Here is a 21,126-nt window from a genome sequence, read left to right as displayed (position 1 = left end):
ATTGGCGCGTCAATTCGCCTCCCGCCGCACCTCGCTCGGCACCGGCTGCGGGTTGCCGGCAGGGGTCGGCAGCGCCACCGGGCGGAGCCCGATCAGCTCGGCGCTGCGGATCGCGCTGTCGCGCCAGAACTGGAACGAGTTGATGCGGCTGAGCTCGAGGATCGCGATGGCGACCGCGGCCAGGAACGGCAGGCTTTGCAGCACCAGGACGCCTGCGAAAATGTAGATCTCGGTGATCTGGCGGAAACTGTTCGACGCAATCAGCACGCCGGCGCCGATCAGGAGCAGGGCGCCGATCACCGCTTCCCAGAATGCCTGGAACTCGATCGACATCCGCGACAGCCCGCCCTTGGAGGTGCGCGCGAACGCAATGTGCTCGGTGATCAGGCCTTGGGCGACCGCGCGCGACACGGTCCACTGCACGCTCATCGCCGCGATCATGGCGCCCAGCATCTGGCCGGGTTTGATCGCAACGCGCGCGCGGTACATCGACAGGAAGTGCGCCAGCGAGACGATGAAGGCGGCGATGATCGGCAAGGTCAAAATTTTGTCCGGGATGGCGATGTCGGCAAAGGCGACGATCGGCACCCAGACGAGGTTGAGCAGCGCCACGACCACACCGAGGCTTTCGGCCCCGAGCCAGTTCAACCAGCCTAAACCGTATTCGCGCCTCTGGTCGGGCGTCAGCCGGCTTGCGCCGGGCAGGAAGCGCCGCCAGTGCTTCTTCACGATCTGGAGGCCGCCATAGGCCCAGCGGTGACGCTGCTTCTTGAAGGCCTCGTAGGTGTCGGGGAGCAGGCCACGGCCGTAGCGGTGGTTGGTGTAGTGGGTCACCCAGCCGAGCTCCTGGATCGCGAGGCCGAGATCACTGTCCTCGCAGATCGTGTCGCTCGACCAGCCGCCGGCCATGTCCATCGCGGCGCGGCGGATCAGGCACATCGTGCCGTGCACGATGATGGCGCTGACCTCGTTGCGCTGAACCATGCCGATGTCGAAGAAGCCGGCATACTCGCCGTTCATGATGTAGTGCATGATCGACAGATCGCCGTCGCGATGCTCCTGCGGCGCCTGCACCAGGCCAACGCGCGGGTCGGCGAAGGCCGGCACGAGGTCCTTCAGCCAATCGGGATCGACGACATAGTCGGCATCGAGAATGCCGATGATCTCGGCGTCCGCAGCGGTCCGATCCATCGCAATCCGCAGAGCGCCGGCTTTAAAACCCTTCACCTTCTCGGCGTTGATGAACTTGAAGCGTTCGCCGAGCGCGCGGCAATGGTCCTGGATCGGCTGCCAGAAGGCGGGATCAGGCGTGTTGTTGATGATGACGACGCATTCGTAGTTCGGATAGTCGAGCCGCGACAACGCATCGAGCGTCTGCTTGAGCATCTCGACCGGCTCGAAATATGCCGGGATGTGGATCGAGACTTTTGGGAAGTAGGTCTCCGCGACGTTGTCGACCGGCTTGCCCTTGGTCAGCAGCCGTTGCGGCGGCCGGCCGAACGCGACGGCTGCGATCTCGTCGATGCGCGCCATCGCGATCAGGACGAGGGGAACAAGAAGAATCATGCCGAGCGTCAGCGCAAACGCCGAGCCGAAGATGAAATAATGCCCGTTCCAGAACGCGAACACGGTGGCGGCCCAGGCGCCGACACCGTTCGCGGCAGCCGACAGCAGAAACGCCTGCCGCGCGGTCGGCTGCTGCAGCCGCAGGATCGGCAGCGACAGCAGGATGCCGACCAGAAGTGCTATTCCCATCAGCTTCCAGTAGTCGAGATTCTCGACCGGGCCGGTCCAGGCGAATTTCGGCTCACGGTTGGCGTTGAGGATGCCCCAGTACGGACCGACGCCGCCTTCGAAATACTTCCAGGGCTGATCGATGGCTTCGACGATGTTGTACTCCATGCCGAGGCCTTCGGCACGGCTGACGAAGTTGCGCAAGGTCAGCGCCTGCTGGAACGGGCCGGGGTCGGCGTTGCGTAAATTATAGCCCGCGCTCGGCCAGCCGAACTCGGCGATCACGATGCGCTTGCCGGGGAACAGGTTGCGCAACAAATTGTAGCGGTCGACCGCTTGGTCGACGGCCTGGTCCGAGCGGAAGTTTTCCCAGTAGGGCAGTACGTGGGCGGCGATGAAATCGACGTTGGAGGCGAGGTCGGGATTGTCGCGCCAGATGTTCCAGATCTCGCCGGTGGTGACGGGCACGCGGACCGCGCTCTTCACCCTCTTGATCATCTCGATGAGGTCTTCGACCTTCTGCTCGCCGCGGTAGATCACTTCGTTGCCGACGACGAGCCCGTTAACGTTGCTGTTCTTGCGGGCGAGTTCGATGGCGGCCTTGATCTCCCGCTCGTTGCGGTCCGGGTCCTTGCCGATCCAGGCGCCGACCGTGACCTTGAGCCCGAACTCGGCGGCGATCGGCGGCACCAGTTCGTTGCCTTCCGTCGCGGAGTAAGATCGGATGGCACGCGTGAGGGTCGAGAGCTTTTTCAGATCGGCACGAATCTTGTCGGGGTCGACATTGTCGTCGACAACATGTCCCGGCTCGAACGGCGTATAAGACAGGCTGGGCAACAGGCCCCTGAAGTCGGGCGCGGGTTCCCTGTCGCGCATGACTCCCCAGATGCCGGCGTGAAGCACGGACACAAGCAACAGAACGGCGGCGACAACGCGCATCGCGGCTAAACCAAACGGGGCTGAAATGGCAGGGAAGCGGATCCGACCCCGAGATCCGACCAAGTCCGCGGCAAGTGGAGCATATCTCTGCCGCGCGGTTTCACAACTGTCATGCCCTCATGTCCATACGAGGGCACGCCTTTTTCACAGAAGCGCGGCAGTGCCAACAATCGCTATCGCCGATCGTTCCTGAACGAAGGCTGAAACGATCGCGGCTATTTCTGGGGCGCGGGCGAGGGGCTGGCCGCGGGTGACGGGCTTGCGGCCGGCTGCGGCTGCGCGCTGCCGGCGGTCGGCGCCGCCGGTTGGGAGGCCGCGGCCGCCGCCTGCTGCGGCTGGGAGGCCGGGTTGATCCAGCAAGCGTGCACACGGCTGTCCAGGGTCTCGGCGACCTTCGGATCGATCTGGGCGCCGAAGCGGGTCAGGCAGCGAAACGCCGCCTGGATGTGGCCGCCGGGGCAGCCGAAGCGGTCGTAGAGATCGAGGTGGCGGAAGGCGGTATCGAGGTCATCCCGCCACATCAGCCGCACCACGCGCCGGCCGAGCCAGACGCATTCCGGGTTACCGGCGGGACCGTTGATGACTTGGGCGGCTTCCGCGAACTCGTCGGTGCGGCGCTGGTTCTGGGCCGCATCCTTGGCGGCGTCGGCGGGCTGGGTCGCGGCCTTGCCCTGGTCGGGGGCCGGCGAGCCGCTCTGGGCGGAGGCGCCACCGAGGCCGGTCAGGAAAACCACGGAGGACACGGCCAAGATGGCGGCGAACTGCCGCAGGGCCGCATTTCGTAACTCGAACACCCGTCGCCGCATGAATTCCCCAATGTCTCAGCTGACCGCCCGCGCGGAGGACATCGCGGACGCAATGGTGATGGCGTCCAAATGGGTCTCCAATGCGGCGGAAAAGTCCCGCAAAATCTGATGGCCTGTATTTGGATTTTTGTCCAGCAAAGTCACCGTCCTGAGCCTCGGTCGAACGGCCGCAGGCCAATTCCCCGGGGGAGCGAAGGATCCATCGCACCGTCCCCCCTTGGCAGATGGCGTGCGAGCAGGTAATCGACGGGCCCTTCGCGGAGGACGGAACCGATTTCACTTCGTACGCCATTGGCGCTCCTGCTCGTCTCCCTCTGTACGATTGCTGCCGTGTGGTGGTGGCTGGCCACGCCGATCACCCTCGCGCGCGCGCCGATCGATCCCAATGACAAGGTCCAATGCGTCTCCTATGCGCCGTTCCGCGGCGATCAGACGCCGCTGAACGAATGGACCCATATCGAGGCCGACCAGCTCGAGCAGGATCTGCGCCAGCTCAAGCAGATCACCGACTGTGTGCGCACCTATTCGATCGAGAACGGGCTCGACCAGGTGCCGGCGGTCGCGACGAAGATCGGCGGGCTGAAGGTGATCCAGGGCATCTGGCTCGGCAGCAACCGCGCCAAGAATTTTGCGCAAGTGGCGACCGCCGTCCGCCTCACCAAGGAATTCCCCGGCACCATCTCCGCGCTCGTCGTCGGCAACGAGGTGTTGCTGCGCGGCGAGATGACGACGTCCGATCTCACGGCCATCATCCGCTCGGTGAAGGCGCAGGTCACCGTGCCCGTCACCTATGCCGACGTGTGGGAATACTGGCTGAAGAACCGCGAGGTCTACGACGCCGTCGACTTCGTCACGATTCACATCCTGCCTTATTGGGAAGACATGCCGGTGCGGGCGAAATTCGCTGCCGCCCATGTCGAGTCGATCCGCGAGCGGATGGCTGTCGCGTTTCCCGGCAAGGAGATCTTGATCGGCGAGACCGGCTGGCCGAGCGAAGGCCGCATGCGCGACGGCGCGCTGCCGTCCCGCACCAACCAGGCACGCGTGGTCTCGGAGATCCTCGGCCTTGCAAAGGCGCAGAAATTTCGCGTCAATCTGATCGAGGCCTATGACCAGCCGTGGAAGCGCCGGCTCGAAGGCACCGTCGGCGGCTATTGGGGCCTGATTGATTCCGTGCGCCGACAGCTGAAATATCCGCCGGGCGAGCCGATCAGCAATTTCCCGTTCTGGAAATGGTACATGGGCGCCGGCATGGGGTTAAGCGTGCTGGTGTTCGCGGTCGCCGGCCTCACGCTGCGGCGCAGGCCCTGGACGCCGCGCTTCTCGGCCTGGCTCGGCGTCGGCATCTCCGCGACGTCGGCCGGCATCCTGCTCGGGATCGCCGCCGACAAGATGTTTTATGAGAGCTATGGCTGGGGCGGCTGGCTGCAATGGGGCCTGCTGCTCGCCGCCGGCATCCTGTCGCCGATCTTCTGCGCGCAGGCGCTGGTGATTGGCCGCAGCCTGCCGACCTTCCTCGATATTCTCGGTCCGCGCGAGGAACGGAAATGGTCGAAGCTCACGGCCGTGCTCGGCCTGACGCTGGCGGTGACGGCCGTGATCGCGGCCGAGACCGCGCTCGGATTCGTATTCGATCCGCGCTACCGCGACTTCCCCTATGCCTCGCTGACGATGGCGGTGGTGCCGTTCGCGCTTCTGATGCTTAACCGCGCCCAGATCGGCGTGCGTCCGATCGCGGAGGCTGCATTCGCCGGGCTGCTGGCGCTGTGTGCAGCCTATACGCTTCTGAACGAAGGTCGCGAGAATTGGCAGTCGCTCTGGACCTGCGCGATCTACCTGTTGTTCGCGCTCACGCTGTGGCGGGCGCGGGCCGCGCAAAGCCAAGGATGAGCAGGCCGATCGCCAGCCCCGCCAGCACGATGTTGTAGAGCACGATGCCGAGGCCGGCGGCGATCACGCCCAGGGTCAAGAGCACGATCGAAGGCCGCATCAGGTTCAGCGTCGCGATCACAAGCGCGACGATGCCGAACACCGAATTCTTGAACAGCGACGTGGAGACCGCGCGCGCCTTGCAGATCAGGGTCTGCAAGCCGGCATCGCACGCGAGCGCCACTTGCGAGAACTCGACCGCGAAATAGCGCACGTAAAGCGCCCAGCCGACGGTGACGAAACCCACCACGATCAGGAACTGCACCTGGTAGGGCGTGAGGCGAAAGGGCTTTTTCTTCATGGGGGCAATATGGTCGGGAAGGGGAGAGCGGGCAACAGTGTCGGGCGGATTTTTTGTGCCCAATGCGGTCATCAAGATCAGCCAGTTGGCGGCCACTTTTTGAGCGGCGCAGTCTCAGGCGATAGGCTGCGGCGAGCAGATCACAATCCCTGACAATCCTACCGTCTGAAGAACGACGATATGGTCGAACTCGCCGACGTCGTCTCAGGCTTGGCCTGAGCGGCCGGCTGTGGCGCAGGTGCCGGCGCGGGCTCCTCGCGCTTTGAGCTGCGCTTCGAGGAATAGCTGCGGCGGTGCTTGTCGGGCTTGACTGCGGGGGCAGGCGCGGTATCGGCTTGGGGCACGGCGTCCTGGCTCTTCTCGGTGTTCTTCTCCGATCCCCTGTCCGGTTTTTCCGAGCCGCCGCGCATCGACAGCCGCTGGCCGTCGAACACGGTCGTCTCGCAGTGCCGGTCGTTCTCGGCGAGACCTGCGCAGAGCTTTGCGGCGGCGGCGGCGTTGATGAGCGGACCGGCGCCTAGGCGAAGCTGCATGCCCAGTCCGGTGTTGCCTTCCTTGATCATGATGATCGGCCGCAGCACTGCGATCTCCGGGTTCGACTTGCTGAGCCCGCGCCACAGCGCGCGCAGGCCGTCGATCGAGTTCGCGCCGCCGAGATCGATCGCGAAGCGCGTCTGCTGAACCGCGATCGCAGGAGCCTCGCTCTCGGCTGCTTCCGGTGGCTTGGCCGATGCTGCCGCGACTTCGGTCGGGGCGGGGGCGGGCTCGGGCTTGTTTTCTGCCGCCTTCTCAGTTGTCTCGGCCTGAATCAATTTCGATGCAGCAGGATCGGGCGGCGCCATCATCGACTTTGATGGCACCAGCGGAAGCATCGGCTGGGCCGAGGTCGTCGCCGGCGATTGCGGTACGAGCGAGGCCGCAGCGGCGGTCCGCGGCGGCAGGCTTGGCTGGTCCTTCGCAACTTCTTTCGAAGTGTCCTTCGAAATTTCCTTCGAGGTATCCTTCTGGCTTTCCTTGGGGTCTCTGGCGGCACCCGCGCGCGGTCTGTCGACCAGCGATGCTGCCGTGGAGGTGACCGGCGCGACCTCCGGTGCGGACGCCGCCGGCGGCGCGGCGGCCATCGGCGCGTCCTGCGGCTTCGAGGCGGGCGCCTGCGGCAATGTGGGGGTCTGCTTGGCGATGGCGCCGGTCACGGACTCCAGCCCTTGCTCCAGCACGGTGACGCGGGAATAGAGCCGGTCGCGATCACTGTTCAACGTCTCGATGGCGGAGGCCAGGCGACGCGCTTCGTTCTGGCTCTCCTTCGTCAGGATCTGCAGCCGGTCGGCCTGGCGGGACAGATCGAGCGAGGCGACCTGGTCGCGTCGCCAGCCGAGCTGGGCCTGGTTGGCCAGGACGGCGAGCACGACGGCGCCCACGGCCGCCACGGCCCACGAGCCCAGCCGCCACATCATGCCGCGGTTGAACGTGCTTTCCTCGGCCAAAAGTCCGGAGAACAGCCCGCCGGTCTCCTTGGTGCCGAAGGCGTCCGCCAGTGGGTCGGAATCTTTCGCCATGAAGTTTTAAGTGCCCAGCCCTGTCTGGCTTCCCCGAATCAATCAGGGAACATTAACAGGAAAAGCGTCCCGCACTTGAACTCCGGGCGTTTGCGGGGGTAGCAAGGCGATAGCTCATGACGGCACGCCCTGCCGCCGCAGATCGATTCGGCCGCATCTGACAGGATTTTGATGACCGCCCGCTCCAGCCTCACGATCGTGCTCGCCGCCGGTGAAGGCACGCGCATGCGCTCACGCCTGCCGAAAGTGCTGCATCCGGTCGCAGGCGAGAGCCTGCTGGCCCATGTGCTCGCCGCCGCGCCGCAGGGAACCGGCGCCACGCTCGCTGTGGTGATCGGTCCCGACCATCACGCGGTGACGGACGCGGCCAGGCGGATTCGCCCCGACGCCCTGATCTTCGTGCAGTCCGATCGGCTCGGCACCGCGCATGCAGTGCTGGCGGCGCGCGAAGCCATCTTGCGGGGCGTGGATGATCTCCTGATCGCGTTCGGCGACACGCCGCTGATCTCGGCCGAGACGTTCGGACGGCTGCGCGCGCCGCTCGCCAAAGGCGCGGCCATCGCCGCGCTGGGTTTTCGCGCCGCAGATCCTACCGGCTACGGCCGCTTCATCGTCGAGGGCAATCGCCTGGTCGCGATCCGCGAGCAGGCCGACGCCAGCCCCGAAGAGCGCAAGATCAATCTGTGCAATGCCGGCGTGATGGCGATCGACGGGCGCCGTGCACTCGCGATCCTGGACAAAATCGGCAATATCAATTCGAAGGGCGAGTATTATCTGACGGACGCGGTCGAAATCGTCCGCGAACAGGGATGGGAGTCCGTGGTGATCGAGACCAGTGAGGACGAAGTACGCGGCATCAACACCAAGGCGCAGCTTGCGGAAGCGGAAGCGGTGATGCAGGGGCGGCTGCGCAAGGCCGCGATGGAGGCCGGCGTCACGCTGGTCGCGCCGGAGACCGTCTATCTCGCCGCTGACACCGTATTCGGCAAGGACGTGACCATCGAGCCATTCGTGGTGATCGGCCCCGGCGTGTCGATTGCCGACGGCGCGGTGATCCACTCCTTCTCGCACATTGTGCAGACCACGCTCGGCAAGAACGTCTCGATCGGTCCCTATGCGCGGTTGAGGCCCGGCACCACGCTCGGCGATGGCGCGCGCATCGGCAATTTTGTGGAGACCAAGGCCGCGACGCTGGAGGCCGGCGTCAAGGTCAACCATCTCTCCTACATCGGTGACGCCACGATCGGCGCCAATTCCAACATCGGCGCCGGCACCATCACCTGCAACTATGATGGCTTCAAGAAGCACAAGACCATCATCGGCGAGGGCGCCTTCATCGGCACCAACTCTTCGCTTGTCGCGCCGGTGAAAATCGGCAAGGGCGCCTATATCGGCTCGGGCTCGGTGATCACGCGCGACGTGCCCGACGATGCGATGGCGCTGGAGCGCAACCAGCAGACCATCCGAGAAGGCGGCGCTGCGCGCTACCGCGAGATGAAGACGGGCGGCAAGAAGAGCGAAAAGAAGCCGGAGGCGTGAGCGGCGTTATTCGTCGTCGGCGAATTCGGAGAAGATCGCGCGCGTGAGGCGCCAGCCGCGCGGCTTGGCACGTTTCGCGGGCTCGCCGGCCGCATGCTTGACGAAGACGGGCTTGCTTTCGTTGCCGCGCTGCGGCGGTGGCCAATGTGCAAGGTGCGTGCCCGTGGTCTCGCTGGCGCGCACGGACATCGATGACAGACCTTTGCGGTCGGATGAGGCTTTCATGGCCTTGATCTCCCGGGCGTGAATCGTTGGCCAAACTTGTTGACAACGAGTTAACGCGCGCGGTTAAAGGCCGGCCACATCGACGCACGTGAAGGCGTGCCGTCACCGATGCTGTCGTAATCCGTCATAATTATTGAGTATCTGGTTCCTTAGGAACTTCGCTAAAAACCGAGCGCGTCGTTTAGGCGATTTTTCGACGATTTGGGGGATATTGATCCGCATGTGCGGGATTGTCGGCATTCTCGGGCGCGAGCCGGTTGCAGAGCAATTGGTGGATTCGCTCAAACGTCTTGAGTATCGCGGCTACGATTCCGCCGGCGTCGCCACGCTCGAAGGCAGGCATATCGAGCGCCGCCGTGCCGAGGGCAAGCTGAAGAATCTGGAGAAGCGGCTGGAGGCCGAGCCGCTGAAGGGCACGACCGGCATCGGTCACACCCGCTGGGCCACGCACGGCAAGCCGACCGTCAACAACGCGCATCCGCACGCAACCGAGCGCGTCGCCGTCGTCCACAACGGCATCATCGAGAATTTCCGCGAACTGCGCGAGGAGCTCGAGCACAAGGGCACGGTGTTCCACACCCAGACCGACACCGAAATCGTTCTGCACCTGGTCGACGATCTCTTGACGCGCGGCAACAAGCCGGTGGAAGCGGTGAAGCTCACGCTGGCGCGGCTGCGCGGCGCCTTCGCGCTCGGCTTCATCTTCGCCGGCGACGACGATCTCATGATCGGCGCTCGCAATGGGCCCCCGCTCGCGATCGGCTATGGCGACGGCGAGATGTATCTCGGCTCCGACGCCATCGCGCTCGGCCCGTTTACCGACACGATCAGCTATCTCGAGGACGGCGACTGGGTCGTCCTGACCCACACGAGCGCTGCGATTTTCGACAAGGACGGCCATGCCGTCCAGCGCGACAAGATCAAGCACGCAGCTTCGACCTCGCTGGTCGACAAGGCCAATTATCGCCACTTCATGGCGAAGGAAATCCACGAGCAGCCGGAGGTGGTCGGCCACACGCTGGCGCGCTATGTCGACATGGCAACCGAGCGCGTCTCGCTGCCGGTCAAGCTGCCGTTCGACTTCAAGGACATCCAGCGCATCAATATCACGGCCTGCGGCACCGCCAGCTACGCCGGCATCGTCGCAAAATACTGGTTCGAGCGTTTTGCGCGGGTGCCGGTCGAGGTCGATGTCGCCTCCGAATTCCGCTACCGCGAAGCGCCGTTGCGCAAGGGCGATCTGGCGATCTTCATCTCGCAATCCGGCGAGACCGCCGACACCCTGGCCGCGCTGCGTTATGCCAAAGCCGAGGGCGCGCACACCATTGCCGTCGTCAACGTGCCGACTTCGACGATCGCACGCGAGAGCGAGACCGTGATGCCAACGCTGGCCGGGCCGGAGATCGGCGTCGCATCGACCAAAGCCTTCACCTGCCAGCTGATGGTGCTCGCAAACCTTGCGATCGCGGCCGGCAAGGCCCGCGGCGAATTGTCCGACGAGGACGAGACCAAGCTGGTTCACGGCCTGGTCGAGATTCCGCGTCTGATGGCCGATGCGCTGACCACCGAGCTCCAGATCGAAAAGCTGGCGCACAGGATCGCCAAGTCCCGCGATGTGCTCTATCTCGGCCGCGGCACCAGCTTTCCGCTTGCGCTCGAAGGCGCGCTGAAGCTGAAGGAGATCTCCTATATCCATGCCGAGGGCTATGCCGCCGGCGAGCTCAAGCACGGGCCGATCGCGCTGATCGACGAGACCATGCCGGTCGTCGTCATCGCGCCCTATGACCAGGTGTTCGAGAAGACGGTGTCCAACATGCAGGAGGTCGCCGCGCGCGGCGGCAACATCATCCTGATGACGGACGCGAAGGGCGCGGCAGAGGCAACGGTGGAGTCGCTCGTCACCATCGTCATGCCCGACATGGCGGCCGCCTTCACCCCAATGGTCTATGCCGTCCCGGTTCAGCTCCTCGCCTACCATACGGCGGTGGTGATGGGCACCGATGTCGACCAGCCGCGCAATCTCGCCAAATCGGTGACGGTGGAATAGGCGAAAGGGAACGGGCCGGGACGCTAGGTGGTCTTCAAAAACCTGCTAGAAGACCCTAGCTTGAACGAAGCGACCGACCTGGAACCCGAATGACCACCCGCGACGACACGCCTGCGCCTGTGGATGCGGCCCCGGAACCGCATACCGGCCTGATCGGCCGTTTCCGCAACTATTTCCTGACTGGCCTCGTGGTGACCGGGCCGATCGCGATCACCCTGTATCTGGTCTGGTGGTTCGTCACCTGGGTCGATGGCGTGGTGCGGCCGTTCGTGCCGCTGGCCTATCGGCCCGAAACCTATATGCCCTACGTTGTTCCCGGCTGGGGTCTGATTGTCGCAGTTTTCGCGCTGACACTGCTGGGCTTCCTGACCGCCAATTTGATCGGCCGCACCTTGGTCGATCTCGGCGAGACTTTCGTCGGCCGTATTCCGGCGGTGCGCGCCGTCTACCGTGGCCTGAAGCAGGTGTTCGAAACGCTGTTTTCGGGCAAGGGCTCGAGCTTTCGCAGAGTAGGCCTGGTCGAGTTTCCATCGCCGGGCATGTGGTCGATCGTGCTGATCTCGCAGGCACCCAACGAGGACGTCGCGCGCAGCCTGCCGGGGCAGGAGGAGCATGTCTCGGTGTTTCTGCCGTGCTCGCCGAACCCGACCACCGGCTTTTTCTTCTACGTGCCGAAGAGCAAGATCGTCGAGGTCGACATGAGCACCGAGGACGCCGCGACGCTGATCATGTCGGCCGGCGTGGTGCAGCCGGGGTCGGCGCCCGATCCGAAGAAGGCGGCGGCCCTCGCCGGCATGGCGAACGCCGCGCGTATTGCCCAGGCCTCTACACTCCAGCCTGCGAAGGCGGAGTAGGGCCATTCCCCCGCGGGATGGCCGCGTTCACGCAGGCGCGTCCGTCCTCTGCTATGATTCCACTCGACCTGAGCGCACGGCTCGGCTTTCGAACTGGAGTTTGCGATGTCCCCAACCATAGCGATCCTCGCGCCCGGTGCCATGGGCAGTGCGGTCGCCCGCCGCCTCAACGAGAACGGCGCGCGCGTGCTCACGTCGCTCAGGGGGCGGAGCGAGGCGACGCTGAAACGGGCGGCGGATGCCGGCATGATTGGCGCCGAGGACGAGGCGATCGCAGACGCTGACATCATCCTTTCGATCGTGCCGCCGGGCGAGGCGGTTGCGCTGGCTGAGCGGCTGGCCTCCCTGATCGTCCGGCGCGAGAAGAAGCCGGTCGTGGTCGACTGCAACGCGGTCAATGTCGACACCGTGCTGCGGATCGAGGAGATCATTGGCTCGGCGCAGGCGCCGTTCGTCGATGCCGGCATCATCGGCTTCCCGCCGCAGCCCGGCGGCAAGAGTCCGGCATTCTATATGTCCGGCGAGCACGCCAGGGACGTTGCCGTGCTGAAAGACCTGGGCCTCGACGTACGCATCGTCGAAGGTCCGGTCGGCGCGGCGTCCGCGCTCAAGATGTCCTACGCCGGCATCGTCAAGGGCTTGGCCGGGATCGGCTCGGCGATGGTGATCGCGGCCACCAAAGCCGGTGCAGCGGACGCGCTCCGCAACGAGCTCGCGCTGAGCCAACCCGCAATTTTGGCGCGCCTCGAAGTCGCGTTGCCCGACATGATCCCGAAGGCCTATCGCTGGGTCGCGGAAATGCGGGAGATTTCCGGCTTCCTCGGGCCCGATCATCCGGCCAGCCAGATCTATGAGGGTTTTGCGAGATGGTTCGAGCATCTGGCTGAACACGCAACGGGCGACGGGATCGATACCGACCTGATGAAGGCGTTTGCGGAAAAAAGCGTCAAGAAGAAGGGCTAGCTGCTCCCACATCAGGGCACCGCCTCTGTCGAGGCGCGATGCCCGCTTTATTACCTCTGATGTAATTGAGCCAAGTCGCCGTCCGACTACTGTCCTGGTCGTCCACCGCCGCGGAGCATTCGATGAAGCCTTCCGGCGCATGTGTCACCGCATCAGGAGAGCGATATGCAAGTCATGTTTACCAGGAGAGAGCCGCCGCAATGGCTTCTCGATATGTGGAAAGAGATCGACGACAAGACGTTCGGAAAGGGCTTTGACTGTTTTGCCGAGGATGCCGTCTGCAACCTCGGCGTGGCAGACTGGAAAGGCCGCGAAGCGATCCGCGCCAATCTGAAGGCCTTCATCGATACCGGGTTCACCGCCCTGCATCACGTCACCGAATATTGGGATGCCGGCTCCCTCAAAGTGTTCTGTGGCATCGTCGACATGACCCCCGATGACCGATCGGCGGCGACGGTGCATCCCACGATGACCCATTTTTTCTACATGGACGAGAAGGACGACACGAGGGTGCGTCGCTGGGTCGGTGCCGTGGGGCCGGTGGCCTTCGGGTGATACCGTCGTTCTGCCCCCATCGGGCGGCGGAGCTGCCTCGCCGACGCCGGGGCACCTCCGCCGCCCAAAAGCGCAGATTGCGCTCCGACAACAAGGATCGGTCGAGATGAAGGCTGCGGCCAGTGAGCTCAAGACGAGAGCCAGCTCTGCGGGCGCGCTGCTGCGGCAATGGCGGGACATTCGCGCCAAGACGCAGCTCGATCTGTCGTTCGATGCCGGCGTCTCCCAGAAGCACATCAGTTTTGTCGAGAGTGGCCGCAGCGTTCCGAGCCGCCAGATGCTGCTCGACCTTGCGCAAGCCCTCGACGTCCCGTTGCGCGAGCGAAACGAGCTGCTGCTGGCCGCCGGCTACGCGCCGTCCTATTCCGATCCCGCGCTCGATACGCCAGCCATGGCAAGCATCAATCGCGCCTTGCGCCGCATGCTGCGTCAGCACGAGCCGTTTCCGGCCATCGTTATGGACCGCCACTGGAACGTGCTGATGACCAACGAGGCCGCACCGGGGCTGTTCAATTGTTTCATCGACATGTCGGCACGACCCGCTCCCCGCAACCTGCTGCACCTGATGTTCGATCCGGACGGCATGCGTCCCTTCATCGCGAACTGGCCGCAGACCGCCCGTGGATTGCTCGCACGGGTACATCGCGAGGCGGTCGGACACGTCGTCGATCTGACGACGAAGGCGCTGCTGGAGGAACTGTCGCAATACCCCGGCGTGAAGCCGGAATGGCGCGCGCCGTCGGCCTCCGATGCGATGCCTATGATCCCGCTCAGTTTCGTCAAGGACGGCGTGAGGCTGGACTATTTCTCCATGATCACGACGGTCGGAACGCCACAAACGGTGACGGCGGAAGAGCTGCGGCTCGAATGCATGTTTCCGGCCAATGATGCGACCGAGTCCGAGCACGGCAGGTTCATGCGCGCGCATGCCAGGTAAGGGGCGTCGCCGCGAGTCCACCTGATCGCTATGTGCCAGACTCTTCCCGCGTCGTCATTGCGAGCGCAGCGAAGCAATCCAGAGTCTCACCGTGGAGGGATTCTGGAATGCTTCGTCGCGCCGCTGCGCTCGCAATGACGAGGAGGAGACGGCGCGTGGCCGATCTGTTATTGTTTCTGCGGAAGCAATTCCTCCCCAATGGGATTCGTATGAGAGTACTCGTCATCGGCGCGGGAGCGCTTGGAGCCTATTACGGAGCTTCCGTTGCGACCGCTTCGGGCTTTGAGCCGCGCGCCCCGTTCATCGAGTTTGACCGGAAGGTGTTCACGACCCTGGACTCCCCGCTCAAGGCCTCGATGCTGCGCGACGTCGAGCGCGGCTCGATCACCGGGGCGGAGCACATCCTCGGCGACATGGCCAATCGCGCCCGTGCACTCGGCATCGACACGCCCTTGCTGGATCTCGCCCGGGCGCATGTGGCGGCCTATGAGGTTGGACGTCAGAGAGCTGCGGGCTAACCCGCCCCGATCAGCGGGATCGCTTCGTCCCGTTCGTACAGATACAGCAGGCAGCGTAGCGCCTCGCCACGTTCGCCCTTCAGCTTGGGGTCGTCCTTCATGATGCGCAGCGCCTCGTCACGGGCTTGCGTGATCAGCTGGCCGTGGATCTCGGAGCGCGCAATGCGGTAGCCGGGCAGGCCACTCTGGCGCACGCCGAGCACGTCGCCTTCGCCGCGCAGTTTGAGATCCTCCTCGGCGATGCGAAAACCGTCGGTGGTCTCGCGGATCACTTTCAGCCGCGCCTTCGACATCTCGCCGAGCGGTTCCGAGTACAGCAGCAGGCACGTCGAGGCCTCCGAGCCGCGCCCGATGCGACCGCGCAGCTGGTGCAGCTGGGCCAGGCCAAAACGCTCGGCGTTCTCGATCACCATGATGGTCGCGGCCGGCACGTCGACACCGACCTCGACCACGGTGGTCGCGACCAGGAGCCCGATCTCGTGGGCCGCGAACTGCGCCATGACCTGGTCCTTCTCGGTGCCTTTCATCTGGCCGTGGACCAGGCCGACGCGATCGCCGAAACGTTTTTGCAGGCTGCCGAAACGTGTCGTCGCGTTGGTCAGGTGCTCGGTACCCTCGGCCTCGGACTCCTCGACCAACGGACAGATCCAATAGACCAGCTTGCCCGCTTGAAGCGCGCGGCCGATGCTCTCGGTGACTTCGTTGAGGCGGCTCATCGAGACGGTGCGGGTTTCAATCGGCTGGCGGCCGGCGGGTTTTTCGCGCAGCTCGGAAATGTCCATGTCGCCGAAATAGGTCAGCACCAGCGTGCGCGGAATCGGTGTAGCGCTCAGCACGAGAACATCAACCGCTTGGCCTTTTGACGTCAGCGCAAGACGTTCGCGGACGCCAAAACGATGCTGCTCGTCGACCACGGCAAGCGCGAGATCGCTGAAGATCACGTCGTCCTGGATCAGCGCGTGGGTGCCGACCAGCAGGTCGATCTCGCCCGTGGCGAGCCGATCGATGATGTCGCGCCGCTCCTTGCCTTTTTCGCGCCCGGTGAGGATCGCGACCCGCATCCCGGCGCGTTCCGCCAGCGGCGCGATGGTCTTGATGTGCTGGCGCGCCAGAATTTCGGTCGGGGCCATCAGCGCGGCCTGCTTGCCGACTTCGGCCACGGCCGCCGCGGCAAGCAGCGCCACCACGGTCTTGCCCGAGCCGACATCGCCCTGCAGCAGGCGCAGCATCCGCACGGGTTGTTGCAGATCGTTGGCGATCGCCGCCGCCGCCTCGCGCTGGGAGGACGTCAGCGCGTAGGGCAGAGCATCGATGATCTTGTTGCGCAAATGCCCGTCGCCGGCATTGCGCACACCGGCCGGGCGGCGCAGCTGCGCGCGGATCAGGGCCAGCGCGAGCTGCCCCGCGAGCAGTTCGTCGAAGGCCAGGCGCGACCAGAAGGGTTGATCAGGCAAGATGTCCGTGAGCTCGACCGGCTGGTGGACCCGGGTGAGGGCCTCCGCGACCGGCGGGAAGTTGCAGCGGCGCAGCACCTCCGGGCTGATCCATTCCGGCAGGGCCGGCAGTTTTTGCAGCGCCTGTGCGACCGCGCGACGCAGCGAGCCGAGTGCAAGGCCTTCGGTCAAGGGATAGACGGGATCGATGCCCGAGAGCTTTGAAATCGCCTCCGCGTCCAGCACCCGGTCGGGATGCACGATCTGCGGGATGCCGTCGTACATTTGCAGCGTGCCGGAGACGTAGCGCTTCTCGCCCATCGGCAGCAGCTTTTCGACGTAGCCGGGCTTGGCCCGGAAGAACGTCAGGACGACGTCGCCGGTCTCGTCGCTGGCATAGACCAGATACGGCGCGCGCGCATTGCGCGGCGGGGGCGGGCGGTGGCGGTCGACGGTGACCTCCAGCGTCACCAAGGTTCCCTGGACGGCATCGCGGATCTTCGGCCGCGCCCGGCGGTCGATGACCTGGCTCGGCAAATGCAGCAGGAGATCGACCAGCCGCGGTGTCTCATCGCGGCTGAGCAGATAGCGCAGCAGCTTGTCCTGCTTCGGACCGACGCCGGGCAGGCTGGTCACGGGAGCAAACAGCGGATTGAGCAGGCTGGGGCGCATCAGGGTGAATCTAGGATCGTTTCGACCCGTCATGCCCGGCTTTATGCCAGGCATCCACGTCTTTTTTCGCGGTCCCTCGCGCGCGTGGCGGGCCATGACAAATCGAGTGCCCTGAGGGTCGCAACAAAGGGCTGACACCGGCGGTCCGAGTGGCTATATCACGCCGGCCCGGCACGTCCGGGCTTTCGGCGTTTGACTGGAATCGAGACATGACGGGAACGACACGATCAAGTGGCGGGCTGGACGACCGCCGCAAGCGGATTCTGTTCCGCTGCTGGCACCGCGGCACGCGCGAGATGGATTTGATTCTCGGCCGCTTTGCCGACGCCGAGATCGGCAATTTGTCCGAAAACGACCTCGAGGAGCTCGAGCGCCTGCTCGAGGAGTCTGATCCCGATCTCTATGCCGCCATCATCGGCGACAAGGTGCTGCCGGCTGACGTCACCGGCGCGCTGTTTGCCCGCATCAAGGCGTTTCCGATCGCGGACGGCAATTTATGAAATCGGGTTCGAAATCGCCCGCCGAGTTGCTGACGCCGGGCCGTGCGCTGACGCTTGCCAATGTCGCCGAAGGTGCCGAAGGCCTCGTCATTTCGGACCTCGCGCGCGCCATTGCCGCGCGGCCGAAGAAGCCGGCTGTCAGTCTTGCGGTCGTCTGCCGCGACGGGCCGCGGATGCAGCAGCTCGAACGCGCGCTGCAATTCTTCGCGCCCGATTTGCCGGTGCTGACATTCCCGGCCTGGGACTGCCAGCCTTATGACCGTGTCTCGCCCCATGGCGGTATCCTGGCGCAACGCCTGACCACGCTGGCGCGGCTCGCCTCGCTGACCGGCAGCGACAAGCCGCTGATCGTGCTGACCACTGTGAACGCCGTCGTGCAGCGCGTGCCTTCGCGCGATCTCGTCGCCGCGCAGGCGCTGTCGGTCGCACCCGGCAATGTGGTGCCGATGGATACCATTGTCGCCTGGCTCGAGCACAACGGCTACAACCGCTCCTCGACCGTGCGCGAGCCCGGCGAATATGCCGTTCGCGGCGGCATATTGGACCTGTTTCCGGCCGGCCTCGACCAGCCCGTCCGTTTTGACTTTTTCGGCGACAGCCTGGAATCGATCCGCTCCTTCGACGCCGAGACCCAGCGCACGATGCTCGACATGCGCTCGCTCGATCTCGTGCCCATCTCGGAATTCCAGCTCGTCACCGACACCATCCGGCGCTTCCGGATGGGCTATGTCGCCGAATTCGGCGCGCCCGAGCGCGACGATGCGCTCTACGAGGCCGTCAGCGAGGGCCGCCGCCATCCCGGCATGGAGCACTGGCTGCCGCTGTTCCAGGACCGGATGGACACGCTGTTCGATTACCTGCAAGGCGCCGCGGTCGCGATCGAGCCGCAGGCCGAGGACGCCGTGCGCGAGCGCTTCAAGCAGATCCTCGATTATTACCAGGCCCGCCGCGATGCGATGGAGCATCCAGGCGGCGGCGCCATCTACAAGCCATTGCCGCCGGACCGGCTCTATCTGACTGAGGACGAGTGGGCCAAGCGTCTCGGCGATGTCCCGCTGGCGCGGCTGACGCAGTTTTCCGTTCCGGCCGATGGCACCAACGTCGTGGACGCCGGTGCGCGCAAGGGCCGCGACTTCGCGCCGGAGCGTAACGACACCACCGTCAACGTGTTCGAGTCCGTGGTCAGCCACGTAATGGCCTTGCAGGCCCAGCGCAAGAAGGTCGTGATCGCGCTGTGGAGCGAAGGCTCGCGCGACCGCATGACCTCGATGCTGCGCGACCACAAGTTGACCCACACCACCAGCGTCAATAGCTGGCGGACGGTGCAGGCAACGCCGCGCAACGAGACCATTCTCGCGGTGCTCGGCCTCGAAAGCGGGTTCGAGACCGACGAGATCGCCGTCATCAGCGAGCAGGACATTCTGGGCGACCGCCTGGTGCGGCCGCGTAAGGCGAGCCGCAAGCTCGACAATTTCATCTCGGAGATCACGAGCCTTGCCGCCGGCGACATCGTCGTCCACGCCGACCACGGCATCGGGCGGTTCATCGGCCTGCAGACGCTCGACGTCGCCGGCGCGCCGCATGACTGCCTTGAGCTGCATTATGCCGCCGACGCCAAGCTGTTCCTGCCGGTCGAGAACATCGAGCTGCTGTCGCGCTACGGCTCCGACCAGACCACGGTCGAGCTCGACCGCCTCGGCGGCTCTGGCTGGCAGACCCGCAAGGCGAAACTCAAGAACCGCATCCGCGAGATCGCGGGCGAGCTGATCAAGATCGCGGCCGAGCGTCATTTGCATGAGGCGCCCAGGCTGCCGGTGCAACCCGGCCTCTATGACGAGTTCTGCGCGCGCTTCCCCTATGACGAGACCGAGGACCAGTTAGGGGCGATCGAATCCACCCTCAAGGATCTCGAACTCGGCCGTCCCATGGACCGGCTGATCTGCGGCGACGTCGGTTTCGGCAAGACTGAGGTCGCGCTGCGCGCCGCGTTCGCCGTCGCGCTCGAAGGCAAGCAGGTCGCCGTGGTGGTGCCGACCACGCTGCTCGCCCGCCAGCACCACAAGACCTTCACCGAGCGCTTCCGCGGCTTCCCGGTGCAGGTCGAGCAGGCTTCCCGCCTGGTTCCGACCAAGCAGCTCAACCAAGTCAAGAAGGGCATCGCCGACGGCTCGGTCGACATCGTCGTCGGGACCCATGCGCTGCTCGGCAAGGCGATCAAGTTCCGCGACCTTGGCCTGGTCATCGTCGACGAGGAGCAGCATTTTGGAGTCACCCACAAGGAGCGGCTGAAGGCACTGCGCTCCGAGGTGCATGTGCTGACGCTGTCGGCGACACCGATCCCGCGTACGCTCCAGCTTGCACTCACCGGCGTCCGCGAGCTCTCGATCATTGCGTCGCCGCCGGTCGACCGCCTAGCGGTGCGCACCTTCGTCGCTCCGCATGATCCGCTGATGATCCGCGAGGCACTGCTGCGCGAGCGCTATCGTGGCGGCCAGGCCTTCTACGTGGTGCCGCGCATCGACGACCTCGCCGAGGTCAAGGACTTCCTCGACAAGAACGTGCCGGAGATGAAGGTCGCGGTCGCCCACGGCCAGATGCCCCCCGCCGTGATCGAGGACATCATGACCGCGTTCTACGACGGCAAATTCGACATCCTGCTGTCGACCACCATCGTGGAATCGGGGCTCGACATCCCCAACGCCAACACGCTGATCGTGCATCGCGCCGACATGTTTGGCCTTGCCCAGCTTTATCAGCTCCGCGGCCGGGTCGGTCGCTCCAAGCTGCGCGCCTATGCGCTGTTCACGTTGCCGGCGCAGCAGAAGATCACGGCGCAGGCCGAACGCCGCCTCACCGTACTGCAATCGCTGGAGACGCTCGGCGCGGGCTTCCAGCTCGCCTCGCACGACCTCGACATCCGCGGCGCCGGCAATATCCTGGGCGAGCAGCAGTCCGGCCACATCAAGGAGGTCGGCTTCGAGCTCTACCAGTCGATGCTGGAGGAGGCGATCGTCAACCTCAAGGCCGGCGTCTCCGAGCCTGCCGCCGACCGCTGGTCGCCGACGATCACGATCGGCATGCCGGTTCTCATTCCTGAGGATTACGTCGGTGATCTCTCGGTGCGGCTGTCGCTCTACCGGCGTCTCGCCGACCTCGACACCGAGGAAGAGATCGAGAATTTTGGCGCCGAGATGCGCGATCGTTTCGGCGTGCTGCCGGACGAGGTGCGCTATCTGTTCAAGGTCGCCGCGATCAAGGCATTCTGCCGCCAGGCCAATGTCGAGAAGATCGATGCCGGCCCGAAGGGCGCCGTCATCGCCTTCCGCGACAGTTCATTCGCGCATCCCGACCGCCTGGTGTCGTTCATCCGCAGCCACGGCCAGGCGGCCAAGGTGCGGCCCGACATGAAGGTGGTGTTTTTCCAGGACTGGGAGACGCCGGAAGAGCGTCTCGCCGGCACCACCGAGATCATGCGCCAGCTGGCACACCTCGCGCAGAGCAAGAAGGCGGCGTAAGGCTTCAGGTCTCACCACGTCATTGCGAGCGCAGCGAAGCAAATCCAGACTGTTGCCCGCGGGGAGATTCTGGATTGCTTCGCTGCACTCGCAATGACGATGT

15 protein-coding genes and 1 pseudogene are annotated in these 21,126 nt (G+C 65.0%); 10 read left to right on the top strand and 6 right to left on the bottom strand.

The features are described 5' to 3' along the window. Positions 1–9 precede the first annotated feature (9 nt). Positions 10–2,673, bottom strand: a complete 2,664-nt coding sequence (locus AC0L2O_RS21620) for a glycosyltransferase (RefSeq protein WP_473371110.1) — start codon at positions 2,671–2,673, stop codon at positions 10–12. 215 nt (positions 2,674–2,888) lie between these two features. Then, complete coding sequence (locus tag AC0L2O_RS21615) at positions 2,889–3,479, bottom strand: beta-1-3, beta-1-6-glucan biosynthesis protein (RefSeq protein ID WP_409188832.1); 591 nt, start codon at positions 3,477–3,479, stop codon at positions 2,889–2,891. A gap of 330 nt (positions 3,480–3,809) precedes the next feature. Between AC0L2O_RS21615 and AC0L2O_RS21610 the strand changes: the two genes are divergently transcribed. Then, on the top strand, positions 3,810–5,369 hold the full coding sequence (locus tag AC0L2O_RS21610; RefSeq protein WP_369723637.1) for a glycoside hydrolase family 17 protein: 1,560 nt from the start codon (positions 3,810–3,812) through the stop codon (positions 5,367–5,369). Here the strand turns inward: AC0L2O_RS21610 and AC0L2O_RS21605 are convergent. Together AC0L2O_RS21605 and AC0L2O_RS21600 are read right to left on the bottom strand one after the other, a co-directional pair. Continuing rightward, a complete protein-coding gene (locus tag AC0L2O_RS21605; RefSeq protein WP_369723636.1) occupies positions 5,329–5,709 on the bottom strand; it encodes a hypothetical protein in 381 nt (126 codons plus the stop codon). The two genes, AC0L2O_RS21610 and AC0L2O_RS21605, sit on opposite strands and share 41 nt — an antisense overlap. A gap of 158 nt (positions 5,710–5,867) precedes the next feature. Continuing rightward, positions 5,868–7,265, bottom strand: coding sequence for a hypothetical protein (locus tag AC0L2O_RS21600; RefSeq protein ID WP_473371109.1), 1,398 nt, complete (start codon positions 7,263–7,265; stop codon positions 5,868–5,870). 171 nt (positions 7,266–7,436) lie between these two features. On the opposite strand from AC0L2O_RS21600, the gene glmU reads away from it, so the two are divergent. Continuing rightward, a complete protein-coding gene (glmU, locus tag AC0L2O_RS21595) occupies positions 7,437–8,804 on the top strand; it encodes a bifunctional UDP-N-acetylglucosamine diphosphorylase/glucosamine-1-phosphate N-acetyltransferase GlmU (RefSeq protein ID WP_473371108.1) in 1,368 nt (455 codons plus the stop codon). 6 nt (positions 8,805–8,810) lie between these two features. Here the strand turns inward: glmU and AC0L2O_RS21590 are convergent, their stop codons facing one another. Further along, positions 8,811–9,029, bottom strand: a complete 219-nt coding sequence (locus tag AC0L2O_RS21590; protein ID WP_369723633.1) for a hypothetical protein — start codon at positions 9,027–9,029, stop codon at positions 8,811–8,813. A gap of 220 nt (positions 9,030–9,249) precedes the next feature. On the opposite strand from AC0L2O_RS21590, the gene glmS reads away from it, so the two are divergent. From glmS to AC0L2O_RS21560, 6 genes and pseudogenes are all read left to right on the top strand, one after another. Continuing rightward, a complete protein-coding gene (gene glmS, locus AC0L2O_RS21585; RefSeq protein ID WP_473371107.1) occupies positions 9,250–11,076 on the top strand; it encodes a glutamine--fructose-6-phosphate transaminase (isomerizing) in 1,827 nt (608 codons plus the stop codon). 89 nt (positions 11,077–11,165) lie between these two features. After that, a complete protein-coding gene (locus tag AC0L2O_RS21580; RefSeq protein ID WP_369723632.1) occupies positions 11,166–11,930 on the top strand; it encodes a DUF502 domain-containing protein in 765 nt (254 codons plus the stop codon). A 105-nt stretch (positions 11,931–12,035) separates the two neighbouring features. Then, positions 12,036–12,893: an NAD(P)-dependent oxidoreductase gene (locus AC0L2O_RS21575; RefSeq protein ID WP_473371106.1), complete on the top strand. Its 858-nt coding sequence runs from the start codon at positions 12,036–12,038 to the stop codon at positions 12,891–12,893. Positions 12,894–13,058: 165 nt separating this feature from the next. Beyond that, positions 13,059–13,448, top strand: coding sequence for a nuclear transport factor 2 family protein (locus tag AC0L2O_RS21570; RefSeq protein ID WP_473371105.1), 390 nt, complete (start codon positions 13,059–13,061; stop codon positions 13,446–13,448). Positions 13,449–13,554: 106 nt separating this feature from the next. Further along, positions 13,555–14,385: a helix-turn-helix domain-containing protein gene (locus tag AC0L2O_RS21565; protein ID WP_369723629.1), complete on the top strand. Its 831-nt coding sequence runs from the start codon at positions 13,555–13,557 to the stop codon at positions 14,383–14,385. A gap of 260 nt (positions 14,386–14,645) precedes the next feature. After that, a pseudogene (locus tag AC0L2O_RS21560) lies at positions 14,646–14,903 on the top strand (ketopantoate reductase family protein); the annotation flags it as partial. Here the strand turns inward: AC0L2O_RS21560 and recG are convergent. After that, positions 14,900–17,008, bottom strand: a complete 2,109-nt coding sequence (gene recG, locus AC0L2O_RS21555) for an ATP-dependent DNA helicase RecG (RefSeq protein ID WP_473371104.1) — start codon at positions 17,006–17,008, stop codon at positions 14,900–14,902. The pseudogene AC0L2O_RS21560 and the gene recG sit on opposite strands and share 4 nt — an antisense overlap. 209 nt (positions 17,009–17,217) lie before the next feature. Between recG and AC0L2O_RS21550 the strand changes: the two genes are divergently transcribed. After that, a complete protein-coding gene (locus AC0L2O_RS21550; RefSeq protein WP_369723627.1) occupies positions 17,218–17,508 on the top strand; it encodes an FAD assembly factor SdhE in 291 nt (96 codons plus the stop codon). Beyond that, positions 17,505–21,023: a transcription-repair coupling factor gene (gene mfd, locus AC0L2O_RS21545; RefSeq protein ID WP_473371103.1), complete on the top strand. Its 3,519-nt coding sequence runs from the start codon at positions 17,505–17,507 to the stop codon at positions 21,021–21,023. The genes AC0L2O_RS21550 and mfd overlap by 4 nt, the downstream gene beginning before the upstream one ends. Positions 21,024–21,126: the final 103 nt, after the last annotated feature.

The organism is Bradyrhizobium sp. Kon10, from assembly GCF_055807395.1.
Note: the sequence above shows the minus strand (reverse complement) of the source record. Positions and strands in the feature narration are given on the sequence as shown.

What these genes read in the sequence shown, in the direction of transcription:
- AC0L2O_RS21620 (WP_473371110.1), bottom strand. Translation starts at nt 2,673, where the DNA reads ATGCGCGTTGTCGCCGCCGTTCTGTTGCTTGTGTCCGTGCTTCACGCC.
- AC0L2O_RS21615 (WP_409188832.1), bottom strand. Translation starts at nt 3,479, where the DNA reads ATGCGGCGACGGGTGTTCGAGTTACGAAATGCGGCCCTGCGGCAGTTC.
- AC0L2O_RS21605 (WP_369723636.1), bottom strand. Translation starts at nt 5,709, where the DNA reads ATGAAGAAAAAGCCCTTTCGCCTCACGCCCTACCAGGTGCAGTTCCTG.
- AC0L2O_RS21600 (WP_473371109.1), bottom strand. Translation starts at nt 7,265, where the DNA reads ATGGCGAAAGATTCCGACCCACTGGCGGACGCCTTCGGCACCAAGGAG.
- glmU (WP_473371108.1), top strand. Translation starts at nt 7,437, where the DNA reads ATGACCGCCCGCTCCAGCCTCACGATCGTGCTCGCCGCCGGTGAAGGC.
- AC0L2O_RS21590 (WP_369723633.1), bottom strand. Translation starts at nt 9,029, where the DNA reads ATGAAAGCCTCATCCGACCGCAAAGGTCTGTCATCGATGTCCGTGCGC.
- glmS (WP_473371107.1), top strand. Translation starts at nt 9,250, where the DNA reads ATGTGCGGGATTGTCGGCATTCTCGGGCGCGAGCCGGTTGCAGAGCAA.
- AC0L2O_RS21580 (WP_369723632.1), top strand. Translation starts at nt 11,166, where the DNA reads ATGACCACCCGCGACGACACGCCTGCGCCTGTGGATGCGGCCCCGGAA.
- AC0L2O_RS21575 (WP_473371106.1), top strand. Translation starts at nt 12,036, where the DNA reads ATGTCCCCAACCATAGCGATCCTCGCGCCCGGTGCCATGGGCAGTGCG.
- AC0L2O_RS21570 (WP_473371105.1), top strand. Translation starts at nt 13,059, where the DNA reads ATGCAAGTCATGTTTACCAGGAGAGAGCCGCCGCAATGGCTTCTCGAT.
- AC0L2O_RS21565 (WP_369723629.1), top strand. Translation starts at nt 13,555, where the DNA reads ATGAAGGCTGCGGCCAGTGAGCTCAAGACGAGAGCCAGCTCTGCGGGC.
- recG (WP_473371104.1), bottom strand. Translation starts at nt 17,008, where the DNA reads ATGCGCCCCAGCCTGCTCAATCCGCTGTTTGCTCCCGTGACCAGCCTG.
- AC0L2O_RS21550 (WP_369723627.1), top strand. Translation starts at nt 17,218, where the DNA reads ATGACGGGAACGACACGATCAAGTGGCGGGCTGGACGACCGCCGCAAG.
- mfd (WP_473371103.1), top strand. Translation starts at nt 17,505, where the DNA reads ATGAAATCGGGTTCGAAATCGCCCGCCGAGTTGCTGACGCCGGGCCGT.